Annotated in this window: 18 protein-coding genes; 15 read left to right on the forward strand and 3 right to left on the reverse strand. The window is 47.0% G+C overall.

Going from position 1 to position 21,014, the window contains the following annotated elements:
• The first annotated feature begins 2 nt into the window (after positions 1-2).
• Complete coding sequence (sodB, locus tag AAGC78_RS20445) at positions 3-587, forward strand: superoxide dismutase [Fe] (protein WP_435785961.1); 585 nt, start codon at positions 3-5, stop codon at positions 585-587.
• A gap of 153 nt (positions 588-740) precedes the next feature.
• Positions 741-1,520, forward strand: a complete 780-nt coding sequence (locus tag AAGC78_RS20450; protein WP_435785962.1) for a hypothetical protein — start codon at positions 741-743, stop codon at positions 1,518-1,520.
• Positions 1,521-1,603: 83 nt separating this feature from the next.
• Here the strand turns inward: AAGC78_RS20450 and AAGC78_RS20455 are convergent, their stop codons facing one another.
• Complete coding sequence (locus tag AAGC78_RS20455) at positions 1,604-3,715, reverse strand: methyl-accepting chemotaxis protein (protein ID WP_435785963.1); 2,112 nt, start codon at positions 3,713-3,715, stop codon at positions 1,604-1,606.
• Between the two features lie 379 nt (positions 3,716-4,094).
• Between AAGC78_RS20455 and AAGC78_RS20460 the strand changes: the two genes are divergently transcribed.
• The 12 genes from AAGC78_RS20460 (at position 4,095) to AAGC78_RS20515 (ending at position 17,670) form a co-directional block, all read left to right on the forward strand.
• Positions 4,095-5,615: a fumarate hydratase gene (locus AAGC78_RS20460; protein ID WP_435785964.1), complete on the forward strand. Its 1,521-nt coding sequence runs from the start codon at positions 4,095-4,097 to the stop codon at positions 5,613-5,615.
• A gap of 326 nt (positions 5,616-5,941) precedes the next feature.
• Entirely contained in the window at positions 5,942-7,078 is a 1,137-nt protein-coding gene (locus AAGC78_RS20465) for a methyl-accepting chemotaxis protein (protein ID WP_435785965.1), read from the forward strand.
• A gap of 19 nt (positions 7,079-7,097) precedes the next feature.
• Positions 7,098-7,376 carry an STAS domain-containing protein gene (locus AAGC78_RS20470; RefSeq protein ID WP_435785966.1) on the forward strand — a complete coding sequence of 93 codons (279 nt, stop codon included), beginning with the start codon at positions 7,098-7,100 and terminating at the stop codon, positions 7,374-7,376.
• A 29-nt stretch (positions 7,377-7,405) separates the two neighbouring features.
• Positions 7,406-7,690 (forward strand): STAS domain-containing protein, encoded by a 285-nt coding sequence (locus AAGC78_RS20475; RefSeq protein WP_435785967.1) that lies wholly within the window; start codon positions 7,406-7,408, stop codon positions 7,688-7,690.
• 5 nt (positions 7,691-7,695) lie between these two features.
• Positions 7,696-9,405: a SpoIIE family protein phosphatase gene (locus AAGC78_RS20480; RefSeq protein WP_435785968.1), complete on the forward strand. Its 1,710-nt coding sequence runs from the start codon at positions 7,696-7,698 to the stop codon at positions 9,403-9,405.
• A gap of 36 nt (positions 9,406-9,441) precedes the next feature.
• The gene (locus AAGC78_RS20485) at positions 9,442-9,807 is read left to right on the forward strand and encodes a response regulator (protein ID WP_435785969.1); all 366 of its coding nucleotides are present in this window, start codon (positions 9,442-9,444) and stop codon (positions 9,805-9,807) included.
• 103 nt (positions 9,808-9,910) lie between these two features.
• Complete coding sequence (locus tag AAGC78_RS20490; RefSeq protein WP_435785970.1) at positions 9,911-11,953, forward strand: chemotaxis protein CheA; 2,043 nt, start codon at positions 9,911-9,913, stop codon at positions 11,951-11,953.
• Between the two features lie 105 nt (positions 11,954-12,058).
• Positions 12,059-12,532, forward strand: coding sequence for a chemotaxis protein CheW (locus AAGC78_RS20495; RefSeq protein WP_435785971.1), 474 nt, complete (start codon positions 12,059-12,061; stop codon positions 12,530-12,532).
• A gap of 13 nt (positions 12,533-12,545) precedes the next feature.
• Positions 12,546-15,020 carry a methyl-accepting chemotaxis protein gene (locus tag AAGC78_RS20500; RefSeq protein WP_435785972.1) on the forward strand — a complete coding sequence of 825 codons (2,475 nt, stop codon included), beginning with the start codon at positions 12,546-12,548 and terminating at the stop codon, positions 15,018-15,020.
• Between the two features lie 92 nt (positions 15,021-15,112).
• A complete protein-coding gene (locus AAGC78_RS20505; RefSeq protein WP_435785973.1) occupies positions 15,113-15,973 on the forward strand; it encodes a CheR family methyltransferase in 861 nt (286 codons plus the stop codon).
• On the forward strand, positions 15,960-16,571 hold the full coding sequence (gene cheD / locus AAGC78_RS20510; protein ID WP_435785974.1) for a chemoreceptor glutamine deamidase CheD: 612 nt from the start codon (positions 15,960-15,962) through the stop codon (positions 16,569-16,571). The genes AAGC78_RS20505 and cheD overlap by 14 nt, the downstream gene beginning before the upstream one ends.
• Before the next feature lie 31 nt (positions 16,572-16,602).
• Positions 16,603-17,670, forward strand: a complete 1,068-nt coding sequence (locus tag AAGC78_RS20515; RefSeq protein WP_435785975.1) for a protein-glutamate methylesterase/protein-glutamine glutaminase — start codon at positions 16,603-16,605, stop codon at positions 17,668-17,670.
• Here AAGC78_RS20515 and AAGC78_RS20520 read toward each other — a convergent pair whose 3' ends face one another.
• The gene (locus AAGC78_RS20520) at positions 17,671-19,944 is read right to left on the reverse strand and encodes a PAS domain S-box protein (protein WP_435785976.1); all 2,274 of its coding nucleotides are present in this window, start codon (positions 19,942-19,944) and stop codon (positions 17,671-17,673) included.
• A 142-nt stretch (positions 19,945-20,086) separates the two neighbouring features.
• On the opposite strand from AAGC78_RS20520, the gene AAGC78_RS20525 reads away from it, so the two are divergent.
• The gene (locus AAGC78_RS20525; RefSeq protein WP_435785977.1) at positions 20,087-20,446 is read left to right on the forward strand and encodes a 4a-hydroxytetrahydrobiopterin dehydratase; all 360 of its coding nucleotides are present in this window, start codon (positions 20,087-20,089) and stop codon (positions 20,444-20,446) included.
• A gap of 26 nt (positions 20,447-20,472) precedes the next feature.
• Here AAGC78_RS20525 and AAGC78_RS20530 read toward each other — a convergent pair.
• The coding region (locus tag AAGC78_RS20530) for a carbonic anhydrase (protein ID WP_435785978.1) at positions 20,473-21,014 on the reverse strand (542 nt) is incomplete at its 5' end.

Consider the following 21,014-nt stretch of genomic DNA (forward strand, 5'->3'; position numbering starts at 1 on the left):
TCATGGCTTTTGAATTACCTGCATTGCCTTACGCAAAAGATGCATTGGCTCCCCACATTTCTGCTGAGACCCTGGAATTTCACCACGGCAAGCATCACAAAACTTATGTAGATAAGTTGAACGGTTTGATCCCCGGCACCGAATTTGAAGGCAAAAGCCTGGAAGACATCATCAAGACTTCTTCTGGCGGTGTGTTCAATAACGCGGCTCAAATCTGGAACCACACCTTTTACTGGCACTGCCTGAGCCCGAACGGCGGCGGCGCAGCTACCGGTGCTGTAGCAGATGCAATCAACAAAGCATTTGGTTCATTCGACAAGTTCAAAGAAGACTTCACCAACTCTGCAATCAACAACTTTGGTTCAAGCTGGACCTGGTTGGTGAAAAAAGCCGATGGTTCAGTTGCTATCGTTAACACCAGCAATGCGGCTACTCCATTGACTGATGCGTCTGTTACTCCAATCCTGACTGTGGATTTGTGGGAGCACGCTTACTACATCGATTTCCGCAATGCGCGTCCAACTTACCTCAACGCTTTCTGGGCGTTGGTAAACTGGGAATTTGTAAACGCCAACTACGCCAAGTAATTGGTTGTTGGTGACAATAAAAAACGGGCCTCTGCGCCCGTTTTTTATTGTGCTAAATAAATTTCCTGGCCTATGTTTGTACTGGCGCCTACTATAAAATGCGTGTTAATTATCGTTTCTTGATCCAGTCTCACTGTTAAGGTATTTGTTGTTATGGAACGCAGAGAACCCACATTATCCCCTGGCGGTGCGTCTGAGCCAGCTGAACCAACGCGTCGACAGCCACAAGCGCATGATGATGATTATCCGCCCGCGCGTCCTGCCCGCAAGCCAACACCTGCATCTACCCCAGCCTACAGTCAGGCACAATCATCAAGCAGTTTGCCTGCGATAGCACTGGTAATTGCACTGGGCGCAGCAGCAGGTGCAGGCTTTTTGGGGTGGCAGCTGATTGAGGCCCAAGAGTTGTTAAAGCAAGCGGATACCCGCATCCAAGGGTTGGAGCAGCAATTAAACCTGAGTTCGGAAGAGTCGACCGCCTCGGTTGGAACCTTACAAGTTAATTTGAAAAAACTCGATGGCGAGACTCGTCGTATCGCCGGTTTGGTGGATGAAGCTCGTAAAGCCATCACCGCCAATACCGAAAAAACTGCGGCGGTAGGGCGCGATGCCGCCAACGCACAAAAATTGGGTAATGATGCCAAGACCGGTATCGCATCATTGAAGCAGGAAGTGTCTTCGAACAAAACTGAAGCTGATGCGGCCGCTGCAAAAATTGACGGCATGAGCACCAGCGTAAGCAAGCAGAGTCAAAGCGTACAAAACATGAAAGAGCAGCTGGACAAGATGAGCTTGGAGCTGACTGCATTGGACAGTTTGTCCACTCGTCTGCGTAACAACGAGGAAGCGATTTCTGCCATCGATGAATATCGTCGCAGCACCAATCGCGAGTTGTTGCAAATCAAACAACAGTTGGGCTTGGCTCCAAAATAAGCGCTTGTTGTAATTTGTGCGTGATAAAAAAACGGGATCGAAATCGATCCCGTTTTTTTATGCAGTTTTTTACGATTACAAATCTAACAGCGCAATTGGCTCAAGTGACTGTCAATGTCCTGGGTAATTTTATCGACGTTATTGCTCGCGTTAAAAATACTGTTGGATAGTCGCTCCAGCTCCTGGGTTGCATCACCAATCGCAGAAATATTGCGATTAATTTCTTCTGTTACCTGATTTTGCTCTTCCGCTGCCGCTGCCACTTGATAGGAGCTGTCAGTAATTGCATTCATCCCTTCAGTTGCCGTAGTTAAGCGCTCATAGGCGTGTTCTGCTTCAACTAGTGTGTCTCCCACACGCTGGGTATTTTGGTTGATCTGCACAACGGTCTGATCAACTTGTTGTTGCAGGGATTGAATCAGGTTTTTAATTTCTTCAGTGGATTGCTGGGTGCGTGCTGCAAGTGAACGCACCTCGTCTGCAACCACCGCAAAACCGCGCCCTTGTTCACCCGCGCGCGCTGCTTCGATGGCAGCATTCAAAGCCAACAAATTTGTTTGCGCGGCTATGCCCTGGATTACATCGGTAATACCGCTGATTTTATTGCTGCTTTCTGCCACCAACTGGATTTTTTGGCTGGAGTTTGAAAAATCTATCGCTACGCCTTTAAATTCTTCCACTGTGCGCTGGAATAAATCCCGTGCATTGGTTATTGCTTTTACGGATGCTTCAGAGTCGGTGGAAGTATTGCTCGCCAATTTTGCGACCTCATTGGCGGTGGCCGACATCTCATGAATCGCCGTCATGATGTTTTGAATTTGTGCAACCTGTACTTCTGTAGCAGAGCGCGTATTGCGTGATGTCCCCGTCAAACTATTACTCTGGTCTTTGAGTTTTTCCGAATCCTGTTTTAATGCAATAATCATACTGCGCAATTTTTCAGTGAAGCGATTGAAGCCATCGGCCATGTCAATTAATTCCGTATCTTTTGATGGAATCAATTTGCGGGTCAGGTCGCCATCGGAACTGGCGAGTTCGCGCATCATTTCGCTCATGCGCACAATCGGTTGGGTTGATTTTTTAATCCACAGCGAGACAACAATTACGAAAATAATTAGCAATATTATGGCGAGACCAATCATATTGGTCGCGGTAGTGACACTGCTGTCTTGCAGCGATTGGCTCAGCTCATCAACAACACCATAAGCAATAGCGGTAGGTGTGACTATTACCATCGACCAGGCATTTTGTGTTGCATCGACCTTTATTGGTTGCACCGTAATAATTTGGCCGTTGTGAATAAATTGGTCGCGCGTATTTTGTTTAAGCAGATCAAATAATTCTTTGTCGCTTGCGGCAAGTGGTTTGCCCAAATATTCTGGATGTTGGTTGCTGGCTAATACGAGATTGTTTGAACTGAGCAAAAACATATTGGTTTTGCCGTCGTAGAGTGTTTGCGCTTGCTCTAACAATCGTTTCTGTAAAACGGGAAGATTAATGTCAATTCCGGCCACGCCACGGAATTCGCCATCGACAACTACCGGAGTAACCAGCGATGTCATCAGCATCGAGTTTCCGGGAGTGATCTCATATAAATAAGGTTCCATCAAACAGGGTTTTACACTGTCTTTACTGCACAGGTACCACTCGGATTTGCGCTGGCCGTTTTCATCGCGTGTTGCGTCGGATTGCGAAGAAAATGCAACGTGATTAAAAATGGCTTTTCCTTTATCTGCAACCCAATAGATTCCAATGCTGCCGACTTCTGAGCTGTATAACCTATCGCCGACAAATTCTGCATCGCGGCCATCGTAACCATTGGGATCAAATTGCGCGTAGATTGCCGACGCGGAGGGCGATGCCAATAAAATGTCGTACGTCATTTGTTTGATCTGTGCACGCGAATAATTGGGCGCAGCTGCGCCTTTCGCTGTGCTGCTGAGAACGGCAGCTAAATGCACTGTAATATCAAAATTGCGATTGAGTAATGCGCTCGTTTCCAACGCTGTGGCTTGAGCGATATCGTGGAGCCGGCCATTGATGGTTTCCTGCATTGAGCTGGCGCTGTGCTCAATAGACTCGCTCGCGTTGGATGACATTGAGCGCCAGGCTACAAAACTCAGGCTGCCCATACTGAATGCGAGTATGAGTGCAACGCTGAGGCTTAGCTTAAAACGGAGGGAAAAAGAATTCATAGCCAATTGATCCTGAAACGTTCCGCATCTGTGAGAGGTTTTGCTCGTTGGAGGAATACCGCTTAATTAAGCCTAGCTGTTTGGCGCTTGATTGCACGTGATATGCGGGGATTAGGTGACTATTTCTTATACCTTTTTAGGAATGGCGATTGAGTGCTTTTTGTTGGTGCGAAAAATTATAGTTGTTGAGAAATATGATCAATTGGGCGGCGATTACATAGCAATAAAAAACTAAAAAGCCGTGAGTGGTAGCATTTTTTTGGTGCAGGTTTAACGGGATTGTCGCTGTTTGGCTTCTGCAGGGGGGAGCTTCATGGTGTAGAATTGTCGCCACTTTTTACCCGTTCCGCTTTACGACCTAACAATCGAGAAGTCCATTATGCCAACCGTGATTCGCCAACAAGATCTTATCGACAGCGTCGCAGATGCGCTGCAATTTATCTCTTACTACCATCCCGTTGATTTCATTCAGGCCGTCCATAAAGCTTACGAACGCGAGCAGAGCAAAGCCGCTAAAGATGCGATGGCGCAGATCCTGATCAACTCGCGCATGTGTGCCATGGGGCACCGCCCGATTTGTCAGGACACCGGTATCGTCACCGTGTTTGTTACTGTAGGTATGGATGTGCAGTGGGACGCGCAAATGAGCCTGACCGATATGGTCAACGAAGGTGTGCGCCGCGCCTATATGAATCCCGATAACGTCCTGCGTGCTTCTATCCTGTCTGACCCGGACGGTGCGCGCAAAAATACCGGCGACAATACTCCGGCAGTCATTCACTACAACATAGTTCCGGGCAATACCGTTGATGTCCACGTGGCAGCGAAAGGTGGTGGTTCTGAAGCAAAAACCAAATTCGCGATGCTGAACCCGTCTGATTCAGTGGTGGATTGGGTATTAAAAGTGGTGCCTGAAATGGGCGCTGGCTGGTGTCCACCGGGCATGCTCGGGATTGGTATCGGTGGCACGGCTGAAAAAGCCATGTTGCTGGCGAAAGAAGCGCTGCTCGATCCGGTGGATATCCAGGAACTGCAAGCGCGCGGTGCAAAAGATCGCTACGAAGAATTGCGTATCGAGCTGTACGACAAAGTAAATCGCCTCGGAATCGGTGCGCAAGGTCTGGGTGGTTTGACCACTGTGTTGGATATCAAAATCAAAGATTACCCAACCCACGCTGCCAACAAAGCTATCGCCATTATTCCTAACTGCGCGGCGACCCGCCATGCGCATTTTGTATTGGATGGTTCTGGTCCGGCGCTGCAAACTCCTCCATCGTTGGAAGATTATCCGGAAATCAGTTGGGATGTGGGCGACAGCGTGCGTCGCGTTAATCTCGATACCGTAAAACCGGAAGACGTGTTGGACTGGAAAACCGGCGAAACTATTTTGCTGTCCGGCAAAATGCTTACCGGTCGCGATGCGGCGCATAAAAAGATGACTGACCTGTTAGCGAAAGGCGAACAATTGCCAGTGAGCATGAAAGGTCGCTTCATTTATTACGTAGGGCCGGTTGATCCAGTGCGCGATGAAGTGGTTGGCCCTGCTGGCCCAACTACCGCAACCCGCATGGATAAGTTCACTCGCACAATGCTGGAGCAAACCGGATTGTTGGGCATGATCGGAAAATCCGAGCGCGGCCCAGCGGCGATTGATGCAATTCGCGATAACAAATCTGTTTACCTGATGGCGGTGGGCGGCTCAGCCTATCTTGTAGCGCAAGCGATTAAATCGGCCAAAGTGCTTGGCTTCCCTGAATTGGGGATGGAAGCGATTTACGAATTTGATGTGAAAGATATGCCGGTGACCGTAGCGGTAGATTCGCGCGGTGAATCAGTACACACCACTGGCCCACAAGTCTGGAAAGCCAAGATTGAAGAAGGTGTTGTTCAGGTTCAATAAGCGGATGTCGTGTAATTCCGTGTAATATTTTTCCAGAGTACTTAGAAAGCCGGCAATGAATAACTGCCGGTTTTTTTATTTCTAAAAATAAAAAGTTATAAATAATTGCAATTAAAAATATCCATTTAGTATTTTTATCTACCAATTAATCCCGCGCCATTTCCGCTTTGGTTTTTAAAACGATAAAAAAAATCATAAACGTTTTGTAAACAGCGCAAGCTGAAATAAACCTGCTACTTTTAAATAATCGTGTTTGGCCTCCCTCTACTAAATCAAAAGGGCTGCTTGCGTTAATCACCATGGAATAAATGGAGTTGGATGCGCTTATGCAGGTGAAACCATTAGGGTTAATTGCTGCCGCATTGGTTGGCGGTTGTCTATTAGGGGTTTACCTCCATGCCCTCGCGGGTCCGCTATTTGCGGCTGGATTGTTGGGATATTTTCTTATAGCTGCGAGCAGCGAAAAATCAGCAAGCCATAATTCCACATCAATCGACACCTCTAACTCGAATTCACCAGCACTTGCTGAAACCAGCTCCGTCATTGATGAAGTGGTGCGTGAAAGTACGGGCAATCTTCATGCGCAAATTGGTATTCAAACTGACGCAATAAACATCCTCACTGCTGCATTTAACGACATAAAAATGCTACTGGAAGAACAGCAGCAGGGGGTGCAGCGACTTTTGTACGAAGTAGGTGATGAAAATAGCCAGCAGACTATTTCGGTGCGCATGCGTTTTTTTGCAGAAAATACTTACAAGCTACTTAACCAGTTTGTAGAAACGGCTGTTGGTATGAGTACTTCATCGATGGAGTTGGTAGAGAAAGTAGGTGCCATCGCCGACCAAATGCCTTCTGTACTTAAAGCACTTAAAGATATCGACCAGATCGCAGCACAAACCAATTTGCTGGCTCTTAATGCCGCCATTGAAGCCGCTCGTGCTGGCGATAGCGGGCGTGGCTTTGCGGTAGTTGCCGACGAGGTGCGCGCGCTTTCCAATCGCTCTGCCGGATTTAGTCTCGATATCCAAAAACAATTACGTGGTATAGCCGATGCGATTGAAGATCTGACGCGCACCGTGGGTGAGGTTGCATCACAGGATATGAGTTATGTGTTGCAAGCCAAGGCGGATATGCAGGATGTCAGCGAAGAGCTAATTAAATCAGTAGAAAAAAACCAGGGCGTAACCAAGGAGATGCAACAGTTAGTTGCGCAGTTGGTGGTTGCATTGCACAACGCTATGCGTGCGCTGCAATTTGAAGATATGTCTACCCAAAATATTCGCCACACCATCGACCGGTTAGATGAGTTGGTTCCTCTTGCAGCTTCATTATCTATTTCAGATAACAGTTTTTCGCAGTTAAACGCTGCGCTGGAAAAATATAAAAATGCTGGCCTGCGCCAGAAACATAATCCTGTATCCGCCTCATCAGTTGAGAGCGGATCAGTTGACCTTTTTTAGAAAATCGCGGAGATATTGTATGGCACATGTAGCAGTAATCAGGATGCCACGGCGGTTCGATTATTCAGGTGGTGCTGAATTTAATAGAAAGGTATCGGCCGCACTGGATACTCCCGGCGTTATCAATCTTGATTGTGTGGATCTGGAATACATCGACAGTGCTGGTATCGGCTTGTTGGTTATGTCGCAAAAAAAAGCCCAGTCATGCGACTCGAAAATCGTTATGACTAACCTCAAGGTTTCGCCGAAAGAAATTTTACACTTGGCAAATTTACAGAAAGTTATCGAGCTTGCCTGAAGATGAATACATCCCGGAAAGGATCACTTATGAACGATAGAGCACAGGTGTCACTGCCGAATCGTTTCGATTACGGCTACCACAAAGAATTTCAGCGTCAATGTAGCGAATATGTCGAAAGCCCGACGGTAACTGCAATCGTATTCGATTTTAGTCGGGTGGAATATCTGGATAGCGCCGCATTAGGAATGATGATGATGTGGCAGCGCCGCGCGGCGGCGGCCCATAAAAAAATGTTGATCAAGGGTGCCAAGGGAGCGACAGCGCAAATATTGGCAATGGCAAATATGCAAAGGTTATTTGAGTACATCTGACCATTATGGACGAATCACTCGAAAACTCGGCTCATTACATTCTGGTAGTCGATGACGACGAGTTGCTCAATGGACTTTTTTGTCACTTTCTACAAGAGAAGGGCTTTTTAACCCGCACGGCTTACAGCTTGGCTGAGGCAATGCAATTGTTGAAAGCAGATGCTGCGGTCGATTTGGTGTTATTGGATTACCAACTCGGCGATGGTAACGGGCTTGAATTTCTGGAAGAAATTAACAGCCATGCACAATTGAAAAAGCCGCCCGTCATTATGGTGAGTGGCAATGAAGATCCGGAATTTTTAGAAAGCTGCTTCGCGAGCGGAATAGACGATTACATCATCAAGCCAGTGAACTTGTCGCTGCTCGCACTCAAAGTCAGTGCCTTGATTAAATCAGTTGCGATGCAGCGGGTAATCACTTTACAAAACGCTGAATTGGAACGGTTTAAAAGTGAAGCGGAGCGCGAAGAAAATATCGCGAAATTCACCTACGAATATTTATTGAGCCAGAACAGTCAGGCTATCGATGGGGTGTCACTCTGGTTGAAATCCTCTTCATCTTTTTGTGGCGATATAGCGCTCGCGCGTATTTCACCCAGTGGTGATTTGTACTTTTTGCTCGCGGATGCAACAGGGCATGGGTTGGCTGCAGCTATTACCGTGATGCCAGTAGTCTCCATTTTTAACAGTATGGTAGCCAAAGGATTTCATATCCAAACCATAGTGGCGGAGATGAATAAAAAATTAATGCGCGACACACCGGAAGATCGGTTTGTGGCAGCGATTCTGATCCAGATGCATCAAGAGCGGCAAGAAATCGATGTGTGGAACGGTGGCATGCCAACGGCCTATTGGTTGCATCAGGGAAAAATTTTGCAGTCCTTCAAATCCCAGCATATGGCGCTGGGGATTTTGGATGAGGAAATGTTTGATGCAAGCGTGGTGACCTGCGATTTTTCCGGCATAGGAACCATCATCGCTTACAGCGACGGTTTGATTGAAGAGGTGAATGCCGAGGGAGAGTCGTTCTCATCCGCCCGTGTAACGGAAATGGCGAAATCGAATTGCGAGAATTTGCAGGCGGCATTAATAGAGGCTTTGCACAATCACGCCGCAAGCGACCAATACAAGGATGATGTTTCTATTTGCATGCTGGAACCACAGTTGATATTTGCCAGTTGTGAGCGGCAGCTCAATGAAAGTATTAGCCGTGGGTATGTGCAGGAAGATATAGGTGATTTTTCCTGGGGAGTAAAAATTTCCGGGCGCAAAATCGCCAGCTGCGAAATTCCACCGCTGTGTAATAAATTTTTGCAGCACTTTGATGTTAACCAAAGCTTTTGCCAGATTATTTTTTTAGTGGTGAGCGAGATGGTCAGCAATGCAATTGACCATGGCATTTTAAAGCTGGAATCCTCCATGAAAGATGAACCCGACGGTTTTAATTATTACTTTAAGGAGCGAGACAAGCGTTTAGCCAGATTAACCGCCGCTGATTTTATCGAGCTGGAATTGACTTGGGTTGCAAATGCCTCACCACCTCATCTTGAGGTGAGTGTGCGTGACAGCGGAAATGGATATGACAGTGTGGCGATTGATTCCAATGTAGAAACTATTTTATCAGGGCGTGGTTTGCAGTTAATTCGCAACCTCGCGCAGCGTGTAGATGTTTATCCACCAGGTAATTTTATAAAGGCGACTATTAGTCCCGCTTGATAGAGACAATTTTAATTATCACACAGGGTAATTGTTATGAGTAAGCATGTGTTAATTGTGGATGACTCAGTGTCCGTTCGGCAAATGGTGGAGGCAACACTCAAGTCTGCTGGTTATACAGTGACTGCCGCAAAGGATGGGCTGGAAGCATTTAATTTATGCAAGACCAAAACCTATGACTTTGTACTTACCGACCAGAATATGCCCAATATGGATGGACTCACCCTGATCAAATCGTTGCGTGGCTTGCCTGCACATGCGCGCACACCAATTGTGGTGCTCACTACGGAAGCGAGCGACACCATGAAAGCGCAAGGGCGTGCTGCTGGCGCAACAGGTTGGATGGTAAAACCGTTTGATCCGAGCAAGTTGTTGGAGATTGCAAAAAAAGTAATGGGATAGGCGCAGCTTTTTGTTGCGCTCAATATCTTACGAGGAAATCCCAAAGGGCGTAGCAAGCGTCGTCCCTACGAAAATGTTGAATGTATAGCGAAGGATATGAGCAATGTCGATCGACATGAAACAATTCCATGCCGTTTTTTTCGAGGAGAGTCAGGAGCACCTCGACGAAATGGAGCAGCTATTACTCGATCTGGATCTGGCCGATCCAGATATAGAAATGTTGAACAGTATTTTTCGTGCAGCGCATTCCATTAAAGGCGGCAGCGGAATTTTTGGTTTTGATGCGCTGGCCGGCGTTACCCACATTATGGAAAGCTTGTTGGACAAAATTCGCCAGGGAACCATGGCAATTACATCTGAAATGGTGGATTTATTTTTAGGTTCAGTGGATCAGTTGAAGGAGATACTGCGCTGCTATCGCACCAATGACCAATTAGACTGGAATCAAGTACAGGCACTTACCCGCAAATTGGAATTGGTCACCTCTGGAAAAACGCCTGCTGCACAAGATGCTGCTGAGGTAAAAAAAGGTTACGGGTTTTTCATCGACGTTGAAGAAAAGAAAAAACAACCTTACGGCTTTTTTGAAAAGCCAGCGGTCGATGATGGTTTTGGCTTTTTTGAAGATGTACCCGAACCGTCTGTATCCCAATCCTCTTCTGACGACGACGGCTTTGGTTTTTTCGATGAGCTTCCTGATCCTGCCACAGCGATTGAAGAAACCTTTGGTCTATTTGAGGAATCTCCTCCCGTCGCTGCTAAAGCAGACGATAGCTTTGGATTTTTTGATGAGCCTTCACCTGCCGAACCTGTTTCACCTGAGCCAATTTCTGCGCAGCCAGTCAAGCAGCAATCAGAATCTGAAGCTATTCAAACACCAGTTACTTCACCCGCTACTGCTGCAGAAAAAGTTTCAGCAACGCCGATCAAGGCAAAAAGCGCAGACAACGTAAGTGTGGAAAGCACATCGATTCGCGTTGATGTAGCCAAGGTCGATCAGTTGATAAATCTGGTTGGTGAAATTGTTATCACCCAATCCATGATGAGTTTGCTGGGGCAAAGTTTGGAGGGCGCGCTAGCGGAAAAATTCCAGACCGTAGCCAATGAGCTTGAACGCAACACGCGTGAAATCCAGGAAGCGGTGATGTCAATTCGCATGTTGCCGGTTTCATTTGTGTTTAACCGTTTCCCTCGTGTAGTGCGTGATCTATCCAGCAAGCTGGGTAAAAAAATTGATTTGATTATTGAGGGTGGCGAAACCGAATTGGATAAAGGCTTGACTGAGAAACTGGTCGATCCATTAACCCATTTGGTGCGCAACAGTATTGATCACGGCATTGAATCGGAAGTGGTGCGTATTGAACGCGGCAAGAATCCAACCGGCACAGTAGTGCTACGCGCTGCACAGCAGGGCGGCAATATTGTGATCAGCATCAGTGATGACGGTGGTGGTTTAAATCGCGAGCGTATTTTGGAAAAGGCGCGCGAAAATAATATTCCGATCAGCGACAACCCTAAAGACGAAGAAGTCTGGCAATTAATTTTTGCCCCCGGATTTTCTACCGCCGCTGCAGTGACTGATGTATCCGGTCGCGGTGTGGGTATGGATGTTGTGAAGCGCAATGTGCAAAGTTTGGGCGGGCGAATCAATATCGAATCGCGCTCGGGGCAGGGCGCTATCTTCACTATTCATCTACCACTGACGTTAGCGATTGTTGATGGCATGTGTGTCTCGGTGGGTGAGCAAACATTTATTGTGCCGCTGGTGCATATCGTGGAATCCATGCAACCCGCAGCCAAAGATATAAAAACCCTCGCTGCCGACGATCAACTATTGCATGTACGCAATGAATATTGGCCGATATTACCGTTATACAAAGTGATGCAGTTGGAACCGCAATTTACCGACGTTAGCAAAGGCATAGCTGTTCTTATCGAAACCAATAAATACCGGTTTGCATTATTTGTTGATGGTTTGGTCGGCCAGCAACAAGTGGTCATTAAAAGTCTTGAGCAGCACTACAAACGGGTGCAGGGCATTGCTGGTGCAACGATTATGGGTGATGGCAGTGTGGCGCTGATTCTGGATGTGGAGTCATTGGCGCTGGCAATTAATAGCACTACTCCACTGGCAACAGCAGTTTGATTTCAGCAGTTTTATTTCAGTGGTTTTACTTCAGCAGCTTGGTAGTGAAGGCTTGATCTAAACGCGTTATGGAATGAGCGGATTAAAAATGGGCGGATCAAAAAAATGATGACAGTAGATGAACAGGAATTTTTAACGTTTACCTTGGGTGATGAGCACTACGCGCTCGATATCCTCACGGTAAAAGAAATTCGCGGTTATGAATCAGTCACCAAAATTGCCAATGCGCCGCCGTTTATTAAAGGTGTGATTAATCTGCGTGGCGATATAGTTCCCATCGTTGATTTGCGCATCAAGTTTAGTGTTGGAGAGGCTGTTTATGATGAATTTACTATCGTCATTGTGTTGCACATCCACAGCCGGATTGTGGGCATAGTGGTTGATGGTGTTTCAGATGTTGTCAGTTTGACGAAAGAGCAAGTGCGTCCACCGCCGGATTTTGGTGTCGCGTTCGATAGCCGTTATTTATTGGGGTTAGCAACCGTAAGTGAGCAGATGGTTATTTTGGTTGATATCAATGAATTGATATCAAGCCAGGAACTCGGGTTATTTGATTCCAACCACGCCGATATGGAATAGAAGGAATAATATTATGAAATTCTCTGTTAAAACTCAGGTCGCAGTAGCGGGTTCACTTGCAGTCGCTGGTGCAGTTTTTTTATCTATTGTTGCGTACTTTGCCGCGGTACCCGAAAACCATTTAATGATTTCTATAATATCGATATTGGTAATCGTGGTAGTGGCTTCATCTTGCGTCTACTGTTATCGCAGCATAGATACCAAAAAAGAAGTGCTCAACGAACAAATTCGCCAGGCACTTCACGCCACTTCATCGAATATCATGCTGGCCGATTCGTCCCGCGTCATCGTTTATATGAACAAAGCGGTGGAGGCGATGCTGCGCGAAGCGGAATCGGATTTGCGCAAAGCGCTGCCGCATTTTTCGGTGGACCGAATTATCGGCAGCAATATGGATATTTTCCATAAAAACCCTGCGCACCAGAGCCAGTTGTTGGCAAATTTACGCGAGACTTATATCGGTAATATTGTGGTGGCTGGGCGCAGCTTCCGCTTAATTGCCAACCCTATTTTTGGCGAATCCGGTGAACGTATCGGTTCGGTGGTGGAGTGGGTTGATCGCACCAAAGAAGTGGCTGCAGAAAAAGAAATGGGTAGAACTCTGGGCGCCTTGGGGGCGACATCGTCGAATGTGATGGTGGCTGATCAGGATCGCAATATCATTTACATGAACGCCGCGGTAGAAAAAATGTTGCGCGGTGTTGAGGCTGATTTACGCAAAGCTTTACCGCACTTCGCGGTAGATCGGATCATCGGCAGTAATATGGATATCTTCCATAAAAATCCATCGCATCAAAGTAATCTGCTCGCCAATTTGCGCGATACCTATATCGGCAATATTGTGGTTGCTGGCTACAGTTTCCGCCTGATTGCCAATCCGATTTTCTCTGCGTCAGGCGAGCGCCTGGGTTCAGTAGTTGAATGGGTTGATCGCACCAAAGAAGTTGCTGCTGAGCATGAGATGAGCCGCATTTTAGGTGCGCTCGAAACGACTACCACAAATGTGATGATCGCAGATCCGGATCGCAACATTATCTACATGAACAAGTCGGTCGAAAAAATGTTGCGGCTGGCGGAGTCGGATATCAAATCTGTATTACCTCACTTTGCAGTGGATAAAATCGTCGGTAGTAATATGGATATCTTCCATAAAAATCCGGCGCACCAAATGAAGTTGCTGGAAAACCTGACGACGACTTATACCTCCAACATTGTGGTCGGCAAACGCCATTTCCGCTTGGTAGCCAATCCTATTTTCTCAAAAGAAGGTGTGCGCCTCGGTTCAGTAGTGGAATGGCAAGATAGAACGATTGAAGTGGGTGTAGAAGTTGAAGTGAATACGCTGGTTGAAGCAGCGGCACTCGGTAATTTCAGCGAGCGAATCAAGATAGCCGATAAAGATGGATTCTTCCTGAAACTGGCCGAGGGTTTAAATACTTTGGTCACCACTGCTGAAAAAGGTTTAAACGATGTGGCGCGAGTATTGGGTGCAATTGCCAAAGGTGATCTCACTGAAAAAATTACCGATGACTACTCCGGCACCTTCGGCGAATTAAAAAATTACTGTAACGAAACTACGAGCAGCCTCACTAGCATGCTGGGTGATATCCGCAGCGCAGCCGATACTATTTTTACAGCATCGAGCGAAATTGCACAGGGCAATGCCGATCTTTCCAGCCGCACTGAACAGCAAGCAGCAAATCTGGAGGAAACTGCGTCGTCAATGGAGGAATTAACCTCCACGGTGAAATTGAATGCGGATAATGCAAAACAAGCTAATGTGTTGGCGGAGCAAGCATCAACCGTGGCAACGGATGGTGGTACTCTGATCCAGCAAGTTGTTACTACCATGAATGCGATTAACGATTCGGCGCGGAAAATTTCCGACATCATTGGTGTTATTGATGGCATCGCATTCCAAACCAATATCCTCGCGCTTAATGCGGCAGTGGAAGCTGCACGTGCGGGTGATCAGGGTCGTGGTTTCGCGGTTGTGGCCTCGGAAGTGCGCACGCTTGCGCAGCGTTCGGCAAATGCAGCGAAGGATATTAAAGCCTTGATTTCCGACTCGGTGCAAAAAATCGATAACGGCAACCAATTGGTTGGCAAGTCTGGCGATACCATGAAAGAAATTGTCAGCGCGATTAAACGCGTGAATGACATCATGGCTGAAATTGCTGCTGCCTCTGCTGAACAATCTACAGGTATTGAAGAAGTGTCAACGGCCGTATCGCAAATGGATGAGATGACGCAGCAAAATGCCGCCTTAGTTGAAGAGGCTGCGGCTGCTGCAGAAAGTATGCAATCACAAGCAGATCAATTGACCCGCAGCGTGGCGCAATTCCGGTTGTCGGATGATCAGGCCCGCAACCCGGGTGCTTCACATCGGATCTCGGCACCCTCCAAAGCTGTCCCCAAAAAACCAGTGGCCAATAAAAAATTAACACCACCTGCGTCATCGGCGGAGGACGAATGGGAGCAATTCTAGTCCTAACGAAATAGTGCAGATGGAAACAGCGCGCTGCTGTTTCCATTTTTATATTGGCTGGTTCGTTGAAATAACCGATATGGATGACAGCTGTGGACGAAAATCTGGGCCGCGAATTTATTTACTCGGATGCCGATTTTGCGCAGATTAAAAAGATTATCTATCGCATGGCCGGTATTAGTCTGGGGGACGGAAAAAAGCAGCTGGTTTATAGCCGGTTGGCGCGACGGCTGCGTGTTTTGCAATTATCGGATTTTGAAGAGTATCTGCAGTACCTTGAACACAATAAAGAAGAACAGCAGGAATTCATTAACGCACTGACTACCAACCTCACCGCATTTTTTCGTGAGGCCCACCATTTCGATTCGCTTGCCCAATTTGCACGTAAACGAAAAAATGCCTCTGGAAAGTTCCGTGTTTGGTGTGCTGCATCCAGTACCGGGGAGGAACCCTATTCAATTGCGATGACTCTGGTAGAAGCTTTTGGGACTTTTACTCCACCGGTAGAAATTATTGCCTCTGATATAGATAGCAATGTGTTGGAGTTTGCGGGGCAGGGGGTTTATACCATTGAACGATTGGATGCACTCAGTACCGAACAAAAACGACAATTTTTTTTACGCGGCAAAGGCAGTAACAGTGGCAAAGCGCGGGTGATTGACAAGCTGCAGCAATTAATTGAGTTCCGCAAAATTAATTTGCTTGACCGGGAGTGGGGATTGAGTTCCGGGTTTGATGTTATTTTTTGTCGCAATGTGATGATTTATTTTGATAAACCTACCCAGCTGCGCCTGTTGGAGCGAATGCTGCGGCTACTAAAACCTGATGGAATTTATATCGCAGGCCATTCAGAAAGTTTTTCCCATGCTACGACTCTGGTTAAGTTAGTTGGCAAGACGATATACCAGTTAGACGACAGTTCCGCGCGGGCAGGCCACAATGAATTACGATAATAATGCCCATCTTGCTCCTACAACCTATTACGACCGTCACTTTGATCGGCAGGCGGTAAAAATTTTACCGGGCGAATATTTTGTTACCAATGGCGACAAGATGATCGTAACTGTATTGGGTTCTTGCATCGCAGTGTGTTTGCGCGATAAAGCCATAGGTATCGGCGGTATGAACCACTTTTTGTTGCCGAACGACGGAAATAATGAAACGGGTTTATTAACCGAGTCGGCTCGCTATGGTGTTTATGCCATGGAGCTGCTGATTAACCACTTATTAAAAATGGGTGCCAGCCGTACACGCTTGGAAGCAAAGGTCTTCGGTGGTGGCAATGTATTGCGTGGGCTTAAATTGAATAATGTCGGGCAGCGCAATGCGGCTTTTGTACTGGAATATTTACACAACGAAAATATTCCAGTGATCGCCAAAGATTTACTCGATGAATTTCCGCGCAAGGTATATTTTTTTCCTGATACCGGAAATGTGTTAGTGAAAAAAATTAAGACTTTGCATAACACCACGATTATGGATCGCGAAAGCGAATACCGCATGCGCGTTAAATTTACACCCAAAAGCGGTGACGTCGAATTGTTCGATTAATTTTTGCCAGTTGTTATTAGCGGGGTAATTCATGGCAATTAAAGTGTTGGTGGTAGATGACTCAGCCTTGGTACGCAGCCTGCTTGCGGAGATTATTCGTGCAACACCGGATATGACGTTGGTGGGCGCTGCACCTGATGCTTACGTTGCACGGGATATGGTTAACGAGTTCACACCCGATGTGATCACTCTGGATATTGAAATGCCGCGCATGGATGGCTTGGCATTTCTGGAAAAATTAATGCGCGCACGACCAACCCCCGTCATTATGATTTCCACGCTTACTGAAGCAGGAGCGGATGCAACCTTGCGCGCGCTGGAATTAGGTGCAGTAGATTTTGTACCTAAACCAAAATTAGGTATTAGCAGTGGTATTCGTGAATATGCAGAATTAATTGTAGAGAAAATTCGTGCCGCCGCCGGTGTGCGTGTAAGGGCAATCGCCAAGCGGGACAAACCCGATGTGGCGCCGGGGCAAAAAATAGCCACGAGCGGACGGCTGCAAAGTACAGAAAAAATTATCGCTATAGGTGCCTCAACGGGCGGCACAGAAGCGATCAAAGAATTATTGATGCAATTGCCCGCTGCAGTTCCCGGCATTGTGATGACCCAGCATATGCCGCCGGGATTCACCCGCACTTTTGCAGAACGGTTAAATAAAACGACGCGCTTGCATGTAGTGGAAGCAAAAGGCGGCGAGCGTATTTTACCGGGACATGCGTTTCTCGCCCCCGGCGGTCACCACATGATAGTGGTGCGCTCGGGCGCCGATTATGTTGTTAAACTTTCTGATGCGGAGCCTGTGCACCGTCATCGCCCTGCGGTGGATGTGATGATGGAGTCGGTTGCACTCGCAGGCGGAAAAAATGTGTTAGGGGTTTTATTAACCGGTATGGGTAAAGACGGCGCCAAAGGGATGTTGGATATTCGCAATCAGGGTGGTTATACCTTTGCGCAGGATGAGGCGAGTTGTGTAGTCTATGGAATGCCAAAAGAGGCGGTTGCCGTGGGTGGCGTTGACCAAACGGTAACGCTGGATACTATGGGCGCCGCTTTACTGGAAAAAATTAAAGCCATGGGCAGTGGCAACCGCTTGTGATTAGAACTCTTTAATCGTTTGCTGAAATTCCACAACGATAAAATCATCATCGCCACGATTTTCAAAGGTGATTTTTCCATGCATCTTTTCGATAATTTCCTTTGCAATAGCTAATCCGAGATCACCCTCGGAGAATTGGCTGTGATCAATTTTTTCATCGGACTTACCAAAATAAAACCGCAGGTTTTTATAAATGCTGTCGGTAATATTTTTCCCCGCAACTTGAATTGCGACTTTTACCCGGCTGCGTTCTTCGCTAATGCGAATCTGGATATCGCTGCGGGCATCGCATAATTTCAATGAATATTGAATGAGTTGGGTGATTGCTTGAACAAAGCGCGCACCATCCACATGGATGGCAAGGTCCTTCTGGGTGGTCTTTACCGATAGGCTGCATTGGTAGATATCACTAAAGGCTTTGTTTCTGCGAATGATATCTTCAACAAGGTGGAGCACCACTTGTGTTTGCATCACCAGTTGGGTGTCACCCTTGGAGAAATTTTGCACTTCAATCAAATCATCCATCAATTTTTGTAGTTTGATGCTGTTGTGCTGGGCAATTTCCACAATGTGAATAACGGACTCGGGCAGCTCTCCTTGCTCTCCGGTGCGCAGCAAACTTACTGCTTCAGTAATCACATTGAGCGGCGCTAGAATTTCTTTACTTGCAGCGCTGATAAACTGGTTGCGTAAATCATCTGCCCGCTTTTTATCGGTGATGTCGCGCACTATACCGATGAAAATGGGTTCACCGTTTTGAAATACGCGCGACACCATTAAGTCCATCGGAAACTCACTGCCGTTACGGCGCAAGCCCAATACCTCGCGGCCAATACCGAGGATATTTTTTTTGCCGGTTTTTAGGTGCGTTTTTATATAGCCATCATGCTGGGTTTTGTAGGGCTCTGGCATTAACTCGCTGACATTCTTGCCGATAATTTGTTTGGCACGATAACCAAAAATAGTTTCAGCGGCGTGGTTAAAACTCTGGATGATGCCATCTTTGCCGATAGTAATAATGCCGTCGGCAATATCGTTGAGAATGGTCTGGGTGTGAAGAGTGCTGGCTTCAAGCGCGGCTTTATCTTGCGCGTGTTGCTGCTCGTGATTCATCGTCTGCACAAATTGCGCGATGCTTTTGATGATCGGCTCCAACACATCGGCAGTTTGATTACTATAACCTTCCGGTGAATTTGCCAAGCCGAGAATCGCAATCTGTTCCTTGCCACTAAAGATAGGGATGCCAATAAAGCTGCTGATAGGTGGATGGCCGGGCGGCAAAGTGGCCGCGCGCATATCGCGTGCAATATGAGAGCTGATGACCGGTTTGTCGGAGCGCATGATCATGCCGAAAAGACTGTCTTGATTCCGGTACTCACCATTAGGCGGGAGATGGGTAGCGCGAAAATTTTCCAGTGCGCGATCATCTTTTTTCAAACTGCCAAACACCAGCGCGCGCATAAAAGGTTTTTGGTCTTTTGCGTTGACGACCTGACCGATAAAACCGAACTCACTTTGGCAGAGCGGTAATGTCTCATTCAACAAGGTGCCCAGTGCTGATTTAATATCGCCTTCGCCGATAAAAATGGATTGTGCATTGTTGATAATTTTTTCCAGCTGTTGTTTATGGTTGAGTTCGTCGGTGAGTGTGAGCAACTGGAAGTTTTTATTTAACTGATCTTCCATATTGTGCCGTGCGCGGGTTGCACTGGCGATAACAAAAAAGATAAACAACAAGGTCATGCTGGTCATGGCGATGGCTGTTGGGCCATCTTCCAGATAGATGATGACACTCAGTGGTGTAATCGCAAGCACTGCAAAACCGATGGATGAATATTTATCGACGGTCAATGCGGTCATTGAGCCGCTGGCAACGCCGGCGAGAGAAAACGCGAGTAGCGCTTGGTAGATAGTATCTTCATGGGCAAATAATAAAATCGCAGCCGCGCCCCATGCTGCGCCGGTAAACCAGGTGCCAATACGAAATGCCCACAGCCAGAACTGGGTTGAGTAGAGTTGGTAAGCGTTGTGCCAGAAAATCCATAAGATTAGCCGCGCAAGCAATGTGCCGCCGAGCAACAGATTCCACAGGATAATCTCGGCTTGCCCGATGACTTTCCAATGCGAAACACTGAGTATGAATGCAATCACAATCGATGACAGCATGGACACCGGCAGGCTGTGGTAAAGCGAGCGCATTTGTTCGTCGGCCAGATTGAAATGGCTGAGGGATTCGTTGTCTACCATGTTGTGCGAGAACGGATTCTCTTGCATTGGATTTCCATTCATAAGGATGTTGGGTAGTGAACAGTCGAGCGGTGCGAGGTTTATTAAAATGACGTCTCGCTATAGCACCAGATGACATAAAAGTTCTGTTGAGTATAGAACAAAATTTACTGCGAATATGAGGTGATTTATGGAGCGTTTGAGTGAAAAAACCTGCAGTGCCTGCCGGGCGGACTCACCGTTAATGAGTGCGGAAGCATTGCATGATGCATTGACCGAGTTGCCGGAATGGGCGGTGGAATCGGTGGACGGTGTAAACCAACTCAATCGGGTTTACAGGTTTAACAATTTTGTAAATGCCATGACGTTTACCCAAGCGGTGGGTGCATTGGCAGAGGAGTACGGACATCACCCGGCGCTGTTAACGGAGTGGGGTAAAGTGAAGGTGAGTTGGTGGACGCACAAAATTAATGGCTTGCACGAAAACGATGTGATTATGGCTGCTAAAACGGAAGCACTATTTCTTGCGCGGTTTGAGCGCCAGCCTTAACGGCAGCGCTCAAATCACAGTATTTTTTAATAGAGACGGTATTGCTCAGGGATTTGTTCGATGGAATCAATCGGCGGTGTCAGTTTGTGCAAGATGCCGTCGTGAATGTCATAAATCCAACCGTGAATGGTTAATTCCTGTCCGCGCTCCCATGCATTTTGCACGATGTTACTGCGGGAAATATTGTCTACCTGTTGGATAACATTCAGTTCGCATAAACGGTTTACGCGTTGTTCCTGATCATCCAGGCGATCAATAATATTTTTGTTGTTGTAATACACATCGCGAATATTGCGCAGCCAGTAATCAATCAAACCCAGTTTGTTATTTTCCAGCGCGGCTCTTACACCACCACAACCATAGTGGCCGGTGACCATCACGTGTTTCACTTTCAAAAATTCTACCGCGTAATTCAATACCGTCATGCAATTCAAATCGGTATGGATAACCACGTTTGCCACATTGCGGTGCACAAAAATCTCACCGGGTGCGAGGTTGAGAATTTGGTTGGCGGGTACACGGCTATCGGAACAGCCGATCCATAAATATTCCGGTGCTTGTTGTTTGG

It is taken from the genome of Cellvibrio sp. (assembly GCF_039207905.1).
GTDB lineage: Bacteria > Pseudomonadota > Gammaproteobacteria > Pseudomonadales > Cellvibrionaceae > Cellvibrio.

Excerpts from the sequence above, each read along its gene's own strand:
- sodB (WP_435785961.1), top strand. The coding sequence starts at position 3 with ATGGCTTTTGAATTACCTGCATTGCCTTACGCAAAAGATGCATTGGCT.
- AAGC78_RS20450 (WP_435785962.1), top strand. The coding sequence starts at position 741 with ATGGAACGCAGAGAACCCACATTATCCCCTGGCGGTGCGTCTGAGCCA.
- AAGC78_RS20455 (WP_435785963.1), bottom strand. The coding sequence starts at position 3,715 with ATGAATTCTTTTTCCCTCCGTTTTAAGCTAAGCCTCAGCGTTGCACTC.
- AAGC78_RS20460 (WP_435785964.1), top strand. The coding sequence starts at position 4,095 with ATGCCAACCGTGATTCGCCAACAAGATCTTATCGACAGCGTCGCAGAT.
- AAGC78_RS20465 (WP_435785965.1), top strand. The coding sequence starts at position 5,942 with ATGCAGGTGAAACCATTAGGGTTAATTGCTGCCGCATTGGTTGGCGGT.
- AAGC78_RS20470 (WP_435785966.1), top strand. The coding sequence starts at position 7,098 with ATGGCACATGTAGCAGTAATCAGGATGCCACGGCGGTTCGATTATTCA.
- AAGC78_RS20475 (WP_435785967.1), top strand. The coding sequence starts at position 7,406 with ATGAACGATAGAGCACAGGTGTCACTGCCGAATCGTTTCGATTACGGC.
- AAGC78_RS20480 (WP_435785968.1), top strand. The coding sequence starts at position 7,696 with ATGGACGAATCACTCGAAAACTCGGCTCATTACATTCTGGTAGTCGAT.
- AAGC78_RS20485 (WP_435785969.1), top strand. The coding sequence starts at position 9,442 with ATGAGTAAGCATGTGTTAATTGTGGATGACTCAGTGTCCGTTCGGCAA.
- AAGC78_RS20490 (WP_435785970.1), top strand. The coding sequence starts at position 9,911 with ATGTCGATCGACATGAAACAATTCCATGCCGTTTTTTTCGAGGAGAGT.
- AAGC78_RS20495 (WP_435785971.1), top strand. The coding sequence starts at position 12,059 with ATGATGACAGTAGATGAACAGGAATTTTTAACGTTTACCTTGGGTGAT.
- AAGC78_RS20500 (WP_435785972.1), top strand. The coding sequence starts at position 12,546 with ATGAAATTCTCTGTTAAAACTCAGGTCGCAGTAGCGGGTTCACTTGCA.
- cheD (WP_435785974.1), top strand. The coding sequence starts at position 15,960 with ATGAATTACGATAATAATGCCCATCTTGCTCCTACAACCTATTACGAC.
- AAGC78_RS20515 (WP_435785975.1), top strand. The coding sequence starts at position 16,603 with ATGGCAATTAAAGTGTTGGTGGTAGATGACTCAGCCTTGGTACGCAGC.
- AAGC78_RS20520 (WP_435785976.1), bottom strand. The coding sequence starts at position 19,944 with ATGCAAGAGAATCCGTTCTCGCACAACATGGTAGACAACGAATCCCTC.
- AAGC78_RS20525 (WP_435785977.1), top strand. The coding sequence starts at position 20,087 with ATGGAGCGTTTGAGTGAAAAAACCTGCAGTGCCTGCCGGGCGGACTCA.